Source organism: Gloeocapsa sp. PCC 7428 (assembly GCF_000317555.1).
Taxonomy (GTDB): domain Bacteria; phylum Cyanobacteriota; class Cyanobacteriia; order Cyanobacteriales; family Chroococcidiopsidaceae; genus Chroogloeocystis.
Genome location: NC_019745.1, coordinates 1576117 through 1593802 on the forward strand (window position 1 = coordinate 1576117; position 17686 = coordinate 1593802).

The 17686-nt window shown below is 39.6% G+C and carries 13 protein-coding genes and 1 pseudogene; 4 read left to right on the forward strand and 10 right to left on the reverse strand.

What is annotated here, in order from left to right; translation table 11 throughout:
• The first annotated feature begins 381 nt into the window (after positions 1-381).
• The 4 genes from GLO7428_RS07015 (at position 382) to GLO7428_RS07030 (ending at position 5828) form a co-directional block, all read left to right on the forward strand.
• Positions 382-2043, forward strand: a complete 1662-nt coding sequence (locus GLO7428_RS07015; RefSeq protein WP_015187868.1) for an alkaline phosphatase family protein — start codon at positions 382-384, stop codon at positions 2041-2043.
• Between the two features lie 167 nt (positions 2044-2210).
• On the forward strand, positions 2211-3599 hold the full coding sequence (locus GLO7428_RS07020; protein WP_015187869.1) for a hypothetical protein: 1389 nt from the start codon (positions 2211-2213) through the stop codon (positions 3597-3599).
• Between the two features lie 130 nt (positions 3600-3729).
• On the forward strand, positions 3730-4998 hold the full coding sequence (locus tag GLO7428_RS07025) for an O-antigen ligase (RefSeq protein ID WP_015187870.1): 1269 nt from the start codon (positions 3730-3732) through the stop codon (positions 4996-4998).
• A 62-nt stretch (positions 4999-5060) separates the two neighbouring features.
• Entirely contained in the window at positions 5061-5828 is a 768-nt protein-coding gene (locus GLO7428_RS07030) for a bifunctional 2-polyprenyl-6-hydroxyphenol methylase/3-demethylubiquinol 3-O-methyltransferase UbiG (RefSeq protein WP_015187871.1), read from the forward strand.
• A 98-nt stretch (positions 5829-5926) separates the two neighbouring features.
• Here the strand turns inward: GLO7428_RS07030 and GLO7428_RS07035 are convergent, their stop codons facing one another.
• The 10 genes and pseudogenes from GLO7428_RS07035 to GLO7428_RS07075 all read right to left on the reverse strand — a co-directional run bounded on the left by GLO7428_RS07035 (position 5927) and on the right by GLO7428_RS07075 (position 17655).
• Entirely contained in the window at positions 5927-6991 is a 1065-nt protein-coding gene (locus GLO7428_RS07035; RefSeq protein WP_015187872.1) for a sulfotransferase, read from the reverse strand.
• A 258-nt stretch (positions 6992-7249) separates the two neighbouring features.
• On the reverse strand, positions 7250-8533 hold the full coding sequence (locus GLO7428_RS07040) for a glycosyltransferase (protein ID WP_015187873.1): 1284 nt from the start codon (positions 8531-8533) through the stop codon (positions 7250-7252).
• Positions 8534-9181: 648 nt separating this feature from the next.
• Positions 9182-9865: a GAF domain-containing protein gene (locus GLO7428_RS29670; RefSeq protein WP_369792527.1), complete on the reverse strand. Its 684-nt coding sequence runs from the start codon at positions 9863-9865 to the stop codon at positions 9182-9184.
• Between the two features lie 24 nt (positions 9866-9889).
• Positions 9890-10543 (reverse strand): annotated as a pseudogene (locus GLO7428_RS29675) (acyltransferase); the annotation flags it as partial.
• A 137-nt stretch (positions 10544-10680) separates the two neighbouring features.
• A complete protein-coding gene (locus GLO7428_RS07050) occupies positions 10681-12105 on the reverse strand; it encodes a glycosyltransferase (RefSeq protein ID WP_015187875.1) in 1425 nt (474 codons plus the stop codon).
• A gap of 456 nt (positions 12106-12561) precedes the next feature.
• Positions 12562-13059 (reverse strand): pentapeptide repeat-containing protein, encoded by a 498-nt coding sequence (locus GLO7428_RS07055; protein ID WP_015187876.1) that lies wholly within the window; start codon positions 13057-13059, stop codon positions 12562-12564.
• A gap of 184 nt (positions 13060-13243) precedes the next feature.
• Entirely contained in the window at positions 13244-13663 is a 420-nt protein-coding gene (locus tag GLO7428_RS07060; protein ID WP_015187877.1) for a DUF1824 family protein, read from the reverse strand.
• Between the two features lie 109 nt (positions 13664-13772).
• The gene (locus GLO7428_RS07065; RefSeq protein ID WP_015187878.1) at positions 13773-15863 is read right to left on the reverse strand and encodes a M3 family metallopeptidase; all 2091 of its coding nucleotides are present in this window, start codon (positions 15861-15863) and stop codon (positions 13773-13775) included.
• A gap of 274 nt (positions 15864-16137) precedes the next feature.
• Positions 16138-17139, reverse strand: a complete 1002-nt coding sequence (locus tag GLO7428_RS07070) for a PAS domain S-box protein (RefSeq protein WP_015187879.1) — start codon at positions 17137-17139, stop codon at positions 16138-16140.
• Between the two features lie 33 nt (positions 17140-17172).
• Positions 17173-17655, reverse strand: coding sequence for a chemotaxis protein CheW (locus tag GLO7428_RS07075; protein WP_015187880.1), 483 nt, complete (start codon positions 17653-17655; stop codon positions 17173-17175).
• Between the last annotated feature and the right edge of the window lie 31 nt (positions 17656-17686).

A 17686-nucleotide genomic window follows, 5' to 3' on the forward strand; every position in this document is an offset into this window, starting at 1 on the left:
TCTTTAGTTGAATATACAATATATTTTTATAATTTAAGTTCAAAGGTAAACCCTGAAATATTTACCTATTTCCTGAACTTATCTGTATTGAAACATATAAGTCTTTTTAAGATCATATGCATAGTTGCAATAATTCTCATTCTTGAGATAGCAATCTTTATTTTCACTCTGAATCACCACATTGAAGCAACAGCACATCAAATTAAATTACTACATTCTCTTTTGCATAGCTTGAACGTGATGATTGCAATTCTAATATTGGCACAAACAGCGATCGCAACTAGATAACCCAATCAAAACACTACATAAACAGTTGTGTCAGTTTGTGAAGTCTTAGACAAGTTCTACTCCCAATTTTTTGTCTATTCAATCAAAAGCTTTATGAAGACTCCTGTGATTGCTATTGGCTTAGATGCGGCAGATAATTCGCTGATTGAGGCATGGATGTCTCAAGGTCATCTCAAAAATCTTTGTCGCCTTCGCCAGCAGGGAACTTATACCCATTTACGCAATTTTGACCACTACAGAGCCGAGACGCCCTGGACAACTTTTTTGACAGGTTGTTCTCCGCAGAAAACAGGTTATTGGGCACCTGTAAAATTGCGTCAAGGCAGCTATGACATTACAGAAATTGGTGCGTACGATTTTACGGAATATCCTCCGTTTTACGCGCTTAACGAAAACTACCGAGTCGCAATTTTTGACGTACCGCACTCCCGACCCAGCGAACGAGTCAACGGGATACAGGTTCATGCTTGGGGAGCGCACTCTCCCTTAGCATCGACCGAATCACAACCGCCACAAGTGTTGCACGAGCTAGAACGTCAACATGGTAAACATCCCACCTTACACAAAGATTTTGCTAGCTGTTTAGATATTTCTGCTTTGCACCGTCTCAGTCAAGGGCTGATAACAGGAATCTCTCGTCGCGCTGCTATTTGTCAAGATTTGCTGCAACGAGAATCATGGGACTTATTTTTAACAGCCTTTGGTGAAACTCATTCAGCAGCACATTATTTCTGGCATCTTAGTCAACCAGATCACCCTTTATACTCCTTATTAGCTGATACGACTGACGATCCTCTACTCGCAGTTTTCAAAGCTGTCGATCAAGCGATCGGTGAAATCTTAACGCAAGTACCGGAGAATGCTTATGTCCTGGTGTTTTCTGGACACGGTATGGGTAGCAACGTCATGGATCTTCCCAGTATGGTGTTTCTACCAGAACTGCTGTATCGATTTAACTTTCCAGGTCGAATAGGAATAGCCGCAGGCGAATTAGAAACACCTCTTGCACCACCATTGATAACAGGACGTGCTCAGCGAGGTTCTCTCGGAGCACTTTGGAGTTTAAAGTACGATCGCAACCCATTGCGAAGCTTCTTGCGGAAAAATACTCCAGGTAAAATCTTTGGTCGCTTAGAGCCATATCTTAACTATTTCCAACAACCAGATTTAGTTTCTCCGTTTCAATTACAGCAGCAATCTGAGCCTCTGTACTATCAACCAGCACTTTGGTATAAACCTTTGTGGTCGCAAATGAAAGCGTTTGCACTACCAAGCTTTTCTGAAGGATATATTCGGATTAATCTACAAGGAAGAGAACCCACAGGAATTGTTACAACCGCCGAATATGAAGCAGTATGCGATGAACTGAGCCAACATCTGTATCGGCTCATCGATGCGCGCACGGGTAAGCCAATGGTTAAACAGGTCATTCGTACGCGTCAAGATGCCACTGATAACGATCCTAAGTTACCTGATGCTGATTTAGTCGTGATTTGGCAAGAAGAACACGCAACAGATGTCGTCGATAGCCCTACTTTTGGACGGATTGGACCTGTTCCTTATTTCCGCACAGGCAGCCATCGTTCCAGAGGCTTTTTCTTAGCAAAAGGTCCAGATATTGTTCCTGGTTCTAGTTTACCAGTAGGTCATGCACTCGATTTAGCACCGACAATTCTCAACCTTATGGGTGCTGCAATTCCTGAATATTGTGAAGGTAACTCAATGTTGAAAACAGCCTCTGCGTTGGTCGGCTAAAAACACCATATAGAACCTTACATCAAGTATAAATTGTCATTCTGAGTGAAACGTTTGTGCGATGCTTCGTGATGCGTTGCTGCACTCAACATGACAAACCAAAGATCGTTCCACAATCAGCAACGCTAAACCTACTTTTGTTCACTAGTTAATCAAGATCAACCAACATGACAGAAACTTTAAGAATTCCTCGTTTTGTGCCGACAAACTTGAATTGGAAGGCTTTGAATTATCTAGGTTTGGGTATAGTCAATGCGACTATTTGGGGCATCGCTTTTTTTTATTTGCAAACTGCACCACGCACATACACGAGTTCTTGGACAGTTGCCTTGCCTAAAGGCGGTGAGCAAGCTAATGTTAACTTACCTGGGATTGGAACCGCTTCTTCATCTGCTCAGTCGCCATACAGTAGTAAATATGACGATCCCCGCGCCAACTATCAATATATCGCTACAACCCAGCCTGTACTAGAAGTTGCAGCTAGCAAGCTGAATATGGATGTAGATGACTTTGGCGAACCTCGAATCAAGCTTATGGATGATACAATGCTTCTCCAGTTTGAATTTGAGGGAACAACCCCCAATGAAGCACAGCTAAAATCTTTAGCTCTGCATGAAGCTTTAGAGGAAAGACTCAACGAACTCAGAACTCAAGAAGCGGCTCAAAAAGATGTTAGGCTACAATCTGCCCTTTCTACAGCAGGGCAAAAGCTAAAAGAAGCTCAGCAGCGCCTTTCTACTTTTCAAGCTCGTTCGGAATTAAACTCTGACAATCAAATTGCCCAGCTTTCTTCTAATATTGAAGCTTTGCGCAAAGAGCAAGTTCAAATAATCGCACAACATCAATTGTCAGACGCTCGTTTGCAGCAACTATCAACGACTTTAGCGCTATCACCGCAACAAGCGGCAGAGGCTTTTAACCTGCAAACTGATCCCTACTTTCAACAAATTTTAAGTGACAACGGGAAGTCTAGTGCTACTTTAGTCGATTTAAACTCGCGACTAACACCCAATAATCCGTCAGTGATTAACGAGCAAGAGAAACAAGCAGCTTCTCAGACAGCAATGTTAGCACGCAGTCAGGCACTGCTTAATAAACCCGTAACTGTAGAATACTTAGAGCAACTTAACCTCAATAACAGCCCATCGCGACAGCAGTTGCTACATACGTTAGTTTCAGTGCAAGCAGATAAACAAGGACTACAGTCGCAAGCACTCGAATTAGATAGACAAATGGGAATACTTGAGAATCGGCTCAAAGCTTTGACGCAGCAACAAATTGTAGAAAATAACCTCCGGCGAGATGTACAAATTGCAGAGGCAATCTTCTCCTCAACAATCACTCAACTCGATCTTCGCAGTTCTGATGTCTTTGGTTCTTATCCTCAAATTCAATTAATCGAAGAACCAAGCTTACCAACCTCGCCGAGTTCGCCTAAATCATTCTATGTTTTTGCAGGTGCTAGCTTTGCTTCTCTATTTTTGACTACTGGACTCATACTCTTCGGGCTAAGTCAGTCCCCCTCAAGACTTCCTAGACAAGTTGAGCCAGCTTAATCACTGTACCAAGCTGGCAAAGGTAAAACAGTTTAAGTGCGATCGCTTATACTTGCAACGTCATTTTCTAAGCAAGTGAGGTGACGCGAAAGTAAGTTTCGTCAATGATTTTAGACAATCACTTGTGCCAATGAAACCTTGTAATTTTGAAGAGAAAGTAATTTGGTATTCTATTCTGGGTACTTACGGGTTCTATTTTACTGGCTTACTTTACTACGTTCCACCCGCGATCGCTTGGATACTCGCTTGTTATCTTATTAAAAAGCTGTGGCTGCAAAAAAACAATGCATTTGAAGCTGACAAGATCGCTATCCCTTGGGAAGTTTGGGTGTGGATTATTGCAATGGCAGCGATAGAATTTGCCACGATCTTTGGTCATGCCGATTTCAATTTGGGAAAAGCAAGTCTCATAAAAGCTACGTTCGGTTGGGCTAAAGGATGGGCACTTCTAGCCATATTTCCTCTAATTGGCTGCTTAAATATTAGACCAAAATTAGTTTGTCGCGCTGTTTGCCTTTTAAGTCTTCAATCTCTCGTTTATCTAGTTTTTTGCTATTTCGCATCATTAGTTAGCCTAAATATTTCTTATACTGCCCCCCTGAATTTTTTTGGTGGGGCAAGATTAGGTTTTTTCGTAACTTTGTATACCATTGAAAATGGCTGGCTTCGCCTTCCTTTATTTGCCCCTTGGGCTACTGTTATTGGGTTTGTTGGCAATGTATTTTTACCTTTATGTCTTTTAGAAAAAGACCGAAGACTGCGATGGATTGGAATCGTTGCCTCAATTCTGATGTGTTGGTTTTCTGGTTCTAGAGTCAATATGTTAGCTCTACCTACAGCCTGGATCGCTACGCAAGTTCTATCTAGTTTCCAGCGCCCATTTTTTTGGCTGACAGCTGGTTTTTCAAGTTTAATTACTGGATTATTAGCACCAAGTTTAATTAATGCGATCGCATCATTTAAACATTGGATGCGGAGTTTGCGTGCCAATTCTAACAGCGATCGCGAAGCTTTAGACAGAATTGCTATCCGACGTTGGGCAGAAGCACCAATTACTGGTCATGGTGTTACCGATTCAGGTCCTAGTAGGATTGTAGATGTCAATATTGGTACTCATAATAATTGGACTGGATTATTATTTATTAATGGAATTGTCGGTGTTCTAGCGCTTGGTGTGTCTTTGGTCTGTAGTTTTATAAGCTTAGTTGTTCGTTCCCAAGAAAGCCAAACAGCTAAAAGTGCGCTTCACATTCTCTTAATTATATTTTGCAATACATTTGTTGATAGCCTCAATATGACTGCCTATCTCGTAGCTCCTAGTTTAATTTTTCTTGGTGCTGTCTTTCGGGAGCCTTTACAGAAACAGGAAAGGAGATTACTATTACCAATTTCTAATTAAACCTTCTGTTATACAAGTACAGTTTTTGAAATTACATCAAAGTAGTTCTTAGGAGTATAATTATGAAAGATTCTGTGAAAATATTGCAAACCGAGATCAGTAAAGCACAAAAAATACTCGACAAAGAACTAGCCAATAAAAGTTATTTAAAGGTGTTAGAAGTAGGCTGTGGCTCTTGTAGTCGCCTTCAGATTACTCAAAACAGAAATATGGTTGGTATTGATATTTCAGAGAAGCAACTTCAAAGAAATAATACTCTCAATGAAAAAATACAAGGGGATATACAAAGTTATAGCTTCCCACAGTCTAGTTTTGATTTAATTGTATGCTGGTGGGTTTTAGAGCATCTACCACAACCCGAAAAAGCTTTACTAAACTGCCAAAAAGCTCTCAAAGAGGATGGAATTATTATTATTGCTTCTCCTAATGTATTCTCTTTAAAGGGAATAATTACAAAGTATACACCTCATTGGTTTCATGTCTGGGCATATAGATTTATCTTTGGTCAGCAACTGGCAGGTGTTGAGGATAGGGCACCTTTTCGCACTTACTTAAAATCTTCTATTTCGGCAGCATCAATTAAGAAATTTGCCCAAGACAATGAACTTTCGGTTGAGTATTTTAGTCCTTATGAGTCGCCCAAACAAATTAGACTCCGAAAAAAATATTTCCTTACAGGTTTCTTATGGTGGTCAATTAAGTCAATAACTAGGTTATTGACTTTAGGCAAAATCGATGCAGAAAATACCGAATATATCACGATTTTGAAAAAGCCCACACAACAGCACAAAATACCATCTGATAAACCTTTAGAAACTGTAGCTGTTTAATAGATAAATATACTCTTAGTTAAGGATATAACAAATTAACCCCAATTCAATATTGGGGTTTGTTTTTCCGAACTAAACTGAAGGAATTGTGCTCAACGTTAACCAATCACTAAACGTAATCGCCGCCAAAGATATTGAGGTATATTACTAATTCTATTCGAGTTAGCTAATAAAGCTCGTAATCCAGCAAAAGGTAAAGTTAACCATAGCCAAATAATGAGAATAGCTGGAATCTGAACTTGCTTCTTTGTATAGCCTGCTTTGAGCAACTGCTGTCCACAGCAAAATTGAAAAATCGCAACTTCTGCATCACTAAGTTTTTCTTGCCAGCGATATGCTGGTTCGCTAGATAAACCAGAACCATTACTCCAAGAGTTTGAGTACGAGCTATTTACTAAACCAACTGTATGCATCGAGGGTTCATAATCTAAAGTCAGCCAGTTTGTTAAGGATTTAAGTGATGGCTCAGGACAGGTAACTAAATTTTCAAATTGCTGAATGTAAACACGGCTTTCCCCAAATTGATCGCGTGCCTTGAGTGCTGCATTAAGAGCCGCTTTCCAAATTAAACTAATAATTATCAAATTATACGAGTTCTTTATTCTTCGTTTTTCTGTAAGTGACTTGCTACTACTATCAGATCTCCATTGACTCTTCCAAAAGTCACGATAGGAAGCAATGACTCCTCCTGGATTACGAACCATACAAATAACTTTCGCATCAGGATAGCAATTTAAAATTTCAGCAATTTTAAAGATATGCCTTGGTGTTTTTTCTCCAAATATAGTTTTGTTTTTCTTCTGAGCGCAAAGCTGGCAATATGCCTCAAAATAAGAATCTGTCCCACAGCCTATTTGCTGAGCTAAGGAACGTAACTCCATACGATCCATCCAGCCTTGCTCCGGATCTCCTTTTGCTTCATATGCCTTATGGGTTAGAGCAAGAAAGTAATCTTCAGTAACTTGTATCTCTTGAGAAGATAATGGTTTTTGCTCTCGCCCAGACATTTTGACACGTAAATCATCAAAATAATGAGTTTCTTTAGAGATGTAAACGTTTGAATGTTTGCTAAGAATTTGCCTCATTAAAGTTGTGCCAGAACGAGATGTTCCAACGATGAATATCATGCTCTTTTTTGCTATTTCATTTTTACTTTCTTCCATAAGTCAAAGTCCTTAATTATATCAAATATTATTAGTTTTTAGCTAAAATTATTGTTTAAGCAACTATAAAAATCTAGTGGATAATTAAGTTGCCAAAAGCAAAGGATAATGTTTATGCTTTGAAGCAAAGAAGGATTGCTATGCTGTATTCTTTTGACATTATCAAAGCTTATTTAAGAGCAGGAAACAATGTTGAAGTACCTCACATATAACTATATAAATTATATATAAGTACAGATCTATTAAAATAGATAAAAATTAAGCTGCTTTATAATACGATCTACCTGAAGGAAGATAAGTAACTGATTTATCTGCAAGTAATTTTTGATAAATGTCAACTAGCTCATTGTTAAGTTTTTGTATTTCATATTGAGCTTCTACAGATTTTCGAGCAGCTAAACCGATATCTGCCCATCTTTCTGGATGTTTAATCAGATAACTTAATTTTTGGGCGATCGCCTCAGCATCACGCTCAGGAACTAAAAACCCAGAAACACCATCTTCTACTAACTCAGAAATGCCACTATGTTTAGTTGCAACTACTGGTAAACCCATTGCCATTGCTTCTTTTAAAGTGTTGGGTATACCCTCTTGATTTCCATCTTGCGCTGTTACACTGGGAGCAACGAAAATATGTGAATTATTGAGTTCCTCAATAATCTCCTGCTGGTTTCTTTGACCTAGTAACGTGACAACATGACTGATACCAAGATAGTGAATCAGGTGCTGTAACTCTTGTTTTAACTCACCATCGCCAATAATATAGTAATGGATATCTTTGTGTATTTGAGATAGTTGAGCAACAGCTTCAATGCTGTACTCTATTCCTTTTTTTTCAACTAAACGACCTACGGTGATAATTTGAATCGAGTTATTAGAACGTAGATAGCGAGGCGTAAATGTGAACTTATCGCAGTCAATTCCTGATCTATGGGTAACAATCTTTTTGCTATCGTAACCACGCTTAACTAACCAAGTACGGAAATAATCGCAAACAGGAAGAAATAAGTCTCCCTTAGCTAAAAGTTGGTCGTAAACACAATCGCCATGTTGCTTGACATAGCGGCTAATATCCCAACCGCGAAAAGACGTGACAAGTTTTCCCTGTAATGCTCCAATTTCACGTAACGTCAGAATTTCGAGCGCGTAGCACGCAAATTGACAGTGAATAATATCGTAAGGTTCTTGCTCAAGCAATGGTATTGCACTATACAGAATTTTCAAGGAAATGGCATCTCGACCATATTTGAAAAAATTAAGCGATCGCAAACAAATTAAAGGAGCTTTGTGAAAATTGGTAAAGAGTAACGCAAAACCTTTCAATTGACGCCAAAACACGTTACTTGGTATAGCAGGAGTATAGTAGGTACGAGCGAGAAGATTATATTTTTCTACATGGGGATGCATCTTGCAATTAGAGAGTGGATGTCGTAGAGCATAGATATCTACCTCATGTCCTCGATCGATTAAACCAGTAATTTGATTCAAGACAAAAGTTTCGGACAAAAGAGGAAAAATCCCAACAACAAAAGCAATTCTCATAATAAACTCCTAAACAACTGCAAAATTCATCTAAATAAATAAAATCCTACTAAAAGAAAGTAGGACTTTAGGAAACAGGATATTGCTACTATGCCCTTAAGTTACAAATTAAGTCGATAGAGCAAAGTTCATGTTTTATGTAAAATTGTTAGTAAGTTTTGTTATGCTAAAAAATAGTTGCCTCAAATCTAAAAGAACCAATTTTAACTACGCTTAAATTTAGTAAATAAGCAAAAACTATCTTTATATCAAAGAATAAATAGTGTGAATTTCTGAATTTGTATTCGGAACAAACACTTAAAAATATTAGTATTAAGTTCTATTCAGTAAAGCTCCCTAACGCTGTTGAATGTAGTACAATATTTACCTAATTTTAACAAGTTAAAGCAGTCTAAGGCTGAGCAACTCAGCAATAAAACAGAGTGTAACCGAAGCGCTATTATTGAATCTATAAAATTGAGTTTTAAATTCCAGCTTATTCAATTCAAAATTCAACATTCATAATGCAGAAATTTGCGTGGTAATGACGTTCGCATTTTCAAGAGTTAGAATTCTATTGACAACAGATTCACGAAGGTGGTAGTTTGCCTAGCAGCGAATTCATTTGTAAAAAAAATTACCCATTTGGTACAGCGATACATGGCATATTTATGCATATTTACCTTGTGTAAAAGAATTGCAATGATGCCGCCATAATGGATTTAATAAACAAGCCAAATTAGACCACCAGTATAATCCTTCTGAAGCTTGAGATACATTAGCTAATGTTATCTCAGCACGAGTAACCAGAAACGCAATACAGTTTGCCATAAGCTGTATAAGCTTAATTTCATCGCTAGTGAATTGACGCGGAAGAGTCGTACCAACATGAAATACGCCAACGACTTGTCCATTAATCTGCAAGGGAACACCAAGTATTGATCGCAGTCCCTTATTGCGGAGAATTGGACTAAAAATCTCTATTGTTGATATATCTTCTACTATCATTGGTTGGCAATCAACCGCAACGCGACCAGCAAAACCCCGCCCAAACGGAATTTTAATTCCTGCTGCAATCTCATCTTCAAGTCCAACAGAGGCACATACTTCCAGATGTTGCTGATCCTCAGTTCGCAATAGAACAGTGACTGTGGTGACATTCGTAACCTTACCAGTGCATTCGAGTAACTGGTGTAGTAGGTTTTGTAGAGTCAAACCAGCGATCGCACTACTTTTAGGCAATATATATTGAAACTTCTGCTGAGAAGTTTTCTCTACTTCAGCCAAGATACAACTCTGCGATACAGACAACAGATTATCGTCTGTAGCAATATCCTCAGGGCTACTTGTCATGCCTTGAGCGCCTGGCTTTCGGCTTTTGATCACCTTAGCGGGTACACCCACCGCAATCGAATAAGGCGGAACATCCTTAGTTACAACTGCTCCTGCACCAATAACACTACCCTGACCAACCGTTACACCGTCTACAATTCTGACTCCACTAGCTAACCAACAATCATCTTCAATGACAATTCCTTTGTAAGTGCTACCTTGTTCTTTAATCTTACGGTTAGGATCAGTGAAGGTATGGTTATTTGCATAGATACCTAAATGCGAAGCAATCCGGCAATCCCTCCCAATTTTTATATATTTTCCAGATAGACAAGTATAGGGACCTATATATGTACAATCGCCAATTTCTATTTCACTATCAATGTGAGTTTTAATGATAACTCCAAGATCCAGTTTGACCGAGTTGCCCAGCTTAATTCTACTATTTTGCCCCTCATTTCTCAAAGCAACGCCACGGTCAATTTTGACTTTATTACCAATAGCGATACTACTCGTGTGAATTAATTCAACCCCAGATTTAATTTGTACAGCATTTCCAAACTGTGCAAAAATAGAACGATATAGTAGCCCACGTAGAGATCTCCCTAGTGATAGGGGTACCCATCCTACTAAGGTAATAACTACAGCTTCTTTCCAGCGAAACCACTGTGAAGTAGATAGAGCTTTTACGGCGTTCATACTTGTAGTCAACAAAGTTTAATAATATTGAATAAGCATACTTTTCAACGTAATACAGTTAAGAATAATTGCATATTTTAACGTAGTAAATTAATTTTTTTACTGTATCGCAGCTATCTTCAATAATTGCTTAGAAACTACATAGTTCCAACCACTTGTGTAAAATTTAGTCTATCACTAACGCTACTTTTTGCTTGTGACGCTTTTTCCTCTAAAATACTTTGATACAGATTTACTGTGTCTATAGCCTCCATACTCATAGTCCGAATAGGTTGAATTCCTTGGCGAAGTTTAGATAATAAATTTGGGTTAGTAGCTAGTTGCATAAAAGCTTCAGCCCAAGCTTTAACATCAGTAGGAGGTAGTAACAAACCATCAATATTATGTTTAATAAGTTCATTAACACCCCCGACATCCGAACCTAAAACAGGTAGCTTGGCAGCATAGGCTTCTAAAATAGACATTGGTCTTACATCAAACCATTGTGCAGGTAAAGCTAAAATATCGTATGTTGCTAAAATAGAGGGTAACTCTGCACGCGTTAAAGTTTCAGCAATACGAATGCGTGGTTCAGTTTTTATACTTTGTATAATTTGTTGTTGATATTTATCATCATCAACTGCACTCCCATAAATTGTTAATTCAATTGCCACTTCAGCAGGTAGAGACTTGATTGCTTCTACTAAAATATGAATTCCCTTGTTGCGGTTCCAGCGTCCAAGAAACACAACTTTTAAGGCTTTGTTTACTACTTTTTTTATGTTTTGAGTTGATGCTAGAAACACATCAGGTACACCTGTTTTACAAATTATCAACTTCTCTTGAGGAACGCCGTTGAGTAGCAGTGTTTCATAAAGCCGATCGCTCAACGTCACTATGCGGTCAGCAAATTTCGCCATTTCTAATAAACCCTGTCTACGAGCAACTATATAAGCTGGTAGCGAAATAGGAGTAAACAATGCCGTTGCAGCAGTATTGATTGGTGCAGGTGCTTTTCTAAATTGATGTAGTACTTTACTTGCTATATTACTTATGCCCAAAGGTGTGTAAGCTAATCTTTTAATTACTGTATCTGATATTGCTGAAGGCACGCCACAACAGTGGCTACATCTTACTTCATCTATTTTTCCGTCACATACTTCTTGCCCGTTTAGCATCAAAGTTTCTCGTTGACAAACAGGGCTAGGTAAGCGAATTGAAACAACTGTTGCCATACCTAACTCTTTGGCAAGGCGTAGATGAGGTAAGCCACATTTTGGAGTCCATTGATGCTGATGATAAATATCTGCTTTTTGCTCTTTCAACCAGCGTTCAAAACACTCAAATCTGCCATGTGGTAATTCTCCATGATTTGGTTCTGCCTCTGGTTGAGGAAACACAGGATAGCGATATACTTCTATTCCATTATGTATGTATGTATTCTCATGTTTACTATTTTGAGCCGCTGCTATTTTACTTTCTACTCCATACGCTTGGAGAACTGGCAATAGTTCGCTAAGACGAATTTGAATTCCTCCGCATTTTTCTGGTAAGTAACGAGCAACAGCTTGAATAGTTTTCATAAGAGTTTTATCTTCTGTTAAAATAGTTAGTAAATGTTTAAGCTAGAATAAGTAAATTGTAATTTGCTGGGGTTAATATTTAAAGTCTTCTCATTACAAACAAATCAATTTTATTTAGTCTTACAACACTTAACTATAAAAATATATTAATAATTAATTAGCAATTCTTTGTTAATAAGAATGCAGCCAACACTATAAAGATATAAAAAATTTTCATAAATTGTCGATACAGAGAAGTTCAGGTTTTTGTTATTCAATAATTATATAGGTTATTTAATAGTGTATTTTTAGGAAATTTGATTTGTATTAATGAGCTATTTTAATAAATTTAAATTAATAAGGTTATAGATTTAGTTGATTTATTCTGGTTTATTTATATCAATATTAGAAAGAAAAAAACTATGTAGCAGATGCGATCGCACCCCAACTCAAGCCGAAAGCGATCGCACCTTACTCTTAGCAACCCAACGAATCGCGCGTCGCTACACCTGTTTTTGAATTGACCCCGCTTGCTTGCGCGCAAAGTTTTTTCACCACGGTTCTATCAAGAACCGCATTAGTAAAATCAGCACCAGTAATGTCAACATCATTAAATATGGAACGCAGCATCATTGCCTCTTCCATCACGGCATCACTTAAGTTAGCGCCAGTAAAGTCAACGATATAAGCAATCCCATTTGTAAAATCGGCTCCATGCAAATTTGCTTTGATCAACTTTGCACCATTAAATACCACACCGCGCAAGTCGGCATTACTAAAATTAGCTGCTTCTAAATCTGCATTAGCAAACTCAGCTGTTTGCAAGTTTTGCCCTGAGTAATCTTTACCGATAACTTCTCCAGTAGCCGCACCACGCGAAATAGAAGAGGAACTAGCTGCGCGTGCATCCATAGGAAACATGACAATAAGTAAGAACACGAAAGCAACTACTGCAAGTCGATAGAAACGTTTCATCATCCTTTCAGAAAAACAATAAGATCTACTAACGCGGTAAATAACTATGCACTAGCAGGAAGTCTATTCAACTCCTACTGCTAGTACAATAACCTAACTATATTCGCAGGTAACACGGTGATAGGTACTGAAAAATAGGCGTAGAGCTAATTGTATAGTTGATTGAGACGAGACCTCTAGAAACCTAGTCAAATAAATCTAGCGGGAGATGCCCGTACATTTCGTTGATGATTCCTGATTCTGGAGAGTGACACGACACAAGAACACCTCGATGCTCTCCAGAATAAGGATTAAGATAACACAAACTGGTAACTGGATTAAATTTAATGTAAACAGCGCCATCAACCGAAGTTAAATTAAGATTAGGCTGATAACCCAAGGCTTTTGCGTAATTTGCCAAGGCTGCAATACCTTGGGTTGCTGTATCAGCACAAATTCCCAAAATTTGGTAATCAGAAAAACGACTGACAACCAATACAGCCTGACGAATCAGCACTTTTTCGACTTCAGAAGTGACCGACTTACCAGCAATACAGTTAAAGTCTTTCAAAAGTGCCTGCGCTGCTTCGACAGTAAGATCAGATTGCTGCTGCGGGTTAGACATAACTTTTTTGCCTATCGACTACTTAACACTTATTGTGATATCGTTCGCAACTAAAAAAAAGCGGTAACACTTGAGTGTACCGCTTGGTTGCAACGATTATAGTTAAACGCTAAGCAGCTTTAGTTAAGCCGCTGTGTCTTAGTAAAGGTTCGGTACTTGGTTCGCGTCCTCGGAAAGATTGAAAGACTTCCATCGGGTGTTTGCTACCACCTAACGCGAGTACTGTATCGCGGAAGCGCTTACCTGTAGAAGCGATTTTCTCAGGTTCTAACCCCGATTCCTCAAAAGCTGCGAAAGCATCCGCGCTGAGAACCTCTGCCCACTTATAGCTGTAATAGCCTGCGGCATATCCACCAGCAAAGATATGACCAAACGAACACAAAAACGCATCTTCTGGTAGCGGTGGCAATATTGTTGTATTTTTCGCGATTTGGTTACGCACATCGTTAGCAGTTTTACTACCGCCTGGTTGATAGCGATGATGTAATTCTAGATCGACTAAGCTAAAGTGCAATTGCCGTAACATCGCGCTACCACTCATGTAGTTACGTGCAGCGACTAGCTTTTGATAATAATGTTCAGGTAGAGTTTCACCAGTTTCGTAATGCTTCGCCATTCCTAGCAAAGTCTCGCGGTGATAGCACCAGTTTTCCATAAACTGGCTCGGCAATTCGACCGCATCCCACTCAACGTTATTGATTCCTGCTGCCCCAGCATAATCGACTTTCGTTAACATATGCTGCAAGCCATGACCAAATTCGTGGAATAAAGTTTCCACTTCGCTGAAAGTCATTAAGCTTGGTTTGCCATCGACAGGAGGAGTTTGGTTGCAGACAAGATAAGCTACAGGTTTGCGCGTTGAAGTTGTTCCTGCTTCCGCGATCTTGGCACGACTGATGCAATCGTCCATCCAAGCCCCACCACGCTTTTCTGCGGGACGACTGTAGGGATCGAGATAAAAATAGGCGATCGCTCCCGTTTCATCCGCAATCTGGAAATATCGCACATCAGGATGCCATACCGGTGCTTGACCATCCGCAGCAGTCACCGTGACGCCAAAAACTCGCTCAACTAAGCCAAATAGCCCGTCTAAAACTTGTGGTAAGGGGAAATAAGGACGTAATTCTTCCGCCGTAAAGTTAAACTTTTCCTCGCGTTGGCGTTCTGCCCAATAGCTAATATCCCAGTGTTTCAACTCACTATCAGCACCTTTAGCCGCAGCAAACGCTTTTAATTCTTCAAATTCTTGCAGCGCCGCGTCATAGCTTGCACTCCGTAATTCTTCTAAGAGGTTTTCTACTGCCTCAATACTTGGAGCCATCTTACTCGCTAAGCTTAACTCTGCATAACTATTAAAGCCGAGTAATTTAGCTTCTTCCTGACGTAGTTGCAAAATCCGTTCAATCAGCGGTGAATTATCTAAATCGCCTGATGATGCGCGACTAATGAAAGCTTTGTACAGTTTCTCGCGTAAATCGCGGCGAGTACTGTGCTGCATAAAAGGACCAAAACTAGGAAAGTCCAAAGTAATCCGCCAAGGACCTGCTTCGGGGGTGGCATTTTCTTCACCAGCAGCCCGCGCGGCTTGTGCCGCTAAACTTTTGAGACTCGGAGGTAAGCCATCAACTTCGTCTTGTTCTGTAAGTGTCAAGCTAAAAGCCTTCGTCGCGTCTAAAACGTGATTAGAAAACTTGGTTGAAAGTTCAGCAAGTTCAAGTTGAATTTCGTTAAAGCGCGATCGCTGTTCTCCTTCTAATCCCACGCCAGAAAGTTCAGCATCTCGAATCGCGGCTTCCACAATTCGCTGTTGTGCCGTGTCTAAGCTATCCCAGCGATCGCTTTGCCGTAAAGCTTTAAACGCCTCATACAGTGGTTTACTTTGATTGAGCTTGTTGTAAAACTCGACAACTTTCGGCTGTACCGTTTCGTAGGCTTCGCGCAGTTCAGGACTATTTTTGACACCCATTAAATGCCCAACAATACCCCAACTCCAGCGCAAACGCTCTGTAATGCGGTCTAGTGGCTCAACTAAACCACTCCAAGTGGGACTGACATTCGCTTCTAATGTCGCAAGTTCGGTTTCCAACTCGCCTAGTAGCTGTGTCATTGCTGGCACAACATGATCAGGCTTGATTTGCTCAAATGGCGGCAAACCTTTACCGATTAGTAATGGATTGTCAGTAATTATGGTTGCACTCATAACTTGTTTTGGGTTGCTGTATCTTAATTATCATGAACATTTGCAACCTTTGCCGAGTGCAGAAGACCGTAATATCGTTTGATTTTGAGGTTAATTAAGTATAGATAGCAGAGGTAGAGGGGTGAGGCAATTGGTAATAGAAAAGCTTTTAGCACTTGGCGATTAGCACTTAGCAATCAAACATCCGCTAATAGCTAATTGCTATTTAATCGCCAGTTACCAATGACCAACCTTTTAGTTACATTTATATTCACCACTTACCGAGAAATTTCAATTACTCTTTCAAGCTTTCTTCTAGCTGTCTGCGCTCAGTAATTTCTTTTTCCAGTTCTTGTTTGACAAGTTCAGCCACTGTCGCACGCAACATTGCATCTTTCATCTGCTTGAGTACAGTAATATCTCTAATCATTACCTGCGTTGCGGGTTTGCCTAAATGAATAATCGGTACTTCTGTCATTTCCACATCAACAACTTGACCATCAAGCCGAATTAATTTTTCTTGGTTAATAACGACTGCTTGGTTTTCTTGCACTTGATTTTGTCGCGCTTCGACAGAAGCTGTCGAATCAGGGTGAACAAAATCTAAAAACCGTTTGCCAATCAGTTTTTCGGGAGTAACTGCACCGAGTAATCTAGCTCCCGCAGCATTAATATATTCAAGTTTTCCCTCAATGTGAACAGCGATCGTTTCCGAAGAAAGATCCAGCAAACTACGATATTGTTCTTCACTCGCTCTTAGGGCTTTTTCCGTTTCTTCGCGCTGGCGCAGCGCTTCTTCTAACATGGCTACGTTGCGGCGTAGATTTAGTTGTGTCACTACCTGGCGACCTAAAATTTCGAGCGCTTCTTGTTGTTCTGGTGTTAAATTGCGAGGTTTATAGTCGATCGCACACAAACTACCAACCGCAACGTCTTCTGAAGTCATGAGCGGTGCGCCAGCGTAAAATCGAATCTGGGGACCTGATGTTACCAAAGGATTATTCGAGAAGCGCATATCTTCATGAGCATCTGAAACAACAAACAAGTCAGATTGGAGGATTGTATGTGCGCAAAATGCAACCTCACGAGAGGTTTCTGAGGCATCTAAACCTACTTTTGATTTGAACCATTGTCGGTCAGAATCGACGAGACTGACTACGGCAATCGGAGTTTCACAAATTTGCGAAGCTAAGCGAGTCAAGTCATCAAATGCTTGTTCGGGATCGGTATCAAGAATTTTATACTCGTATAAGGCTTTCAGCCTAGCTTCTTCGTTACTAGGTAGTGGAGCTTTCATTTTTATATTCCTTTCTATGTAATTAGACTTAATCTAGGAAGATGGCAGTAATTGATCGACATCAAGTAAAAATACTGTCAAAAGTGTGTCTGCTTGAGGAATGTGACAAACATGAGTTGCGATCGCCAGTAAATCGGCATGACGATACGAGTCTGGCAAAACTTGAATTCTCGATAACGGAACATCCATCAACGTTGGTACCGATGCAACAGGGATACCATAAAGTTCTCCTGCTTTGCTCTCAGCAATGATTAAGTATTTGCCTTTAGCGGTAAAGAAGCGCCGATGTAGCTCAACAATTGTAATTTGGCGATCGCCAAGATGCGCTAGCCCCACACCATTAAACCCTGTGCCATACACTGGCATTTGGTTGGTTACTTTATATACAGCGTCGCTGGGTAGTGCTAAGTGAATATTACCCATGCTAAACACAACTATTTTTTGTGACTTAACAGTACTTTGGCTGTGCGAATGCTTTAAGCTATAAAGTCTTGAATTGATGAATGCGTTCTTCATTTCAAATTACTTATTTTAACCTTTAGAAAAA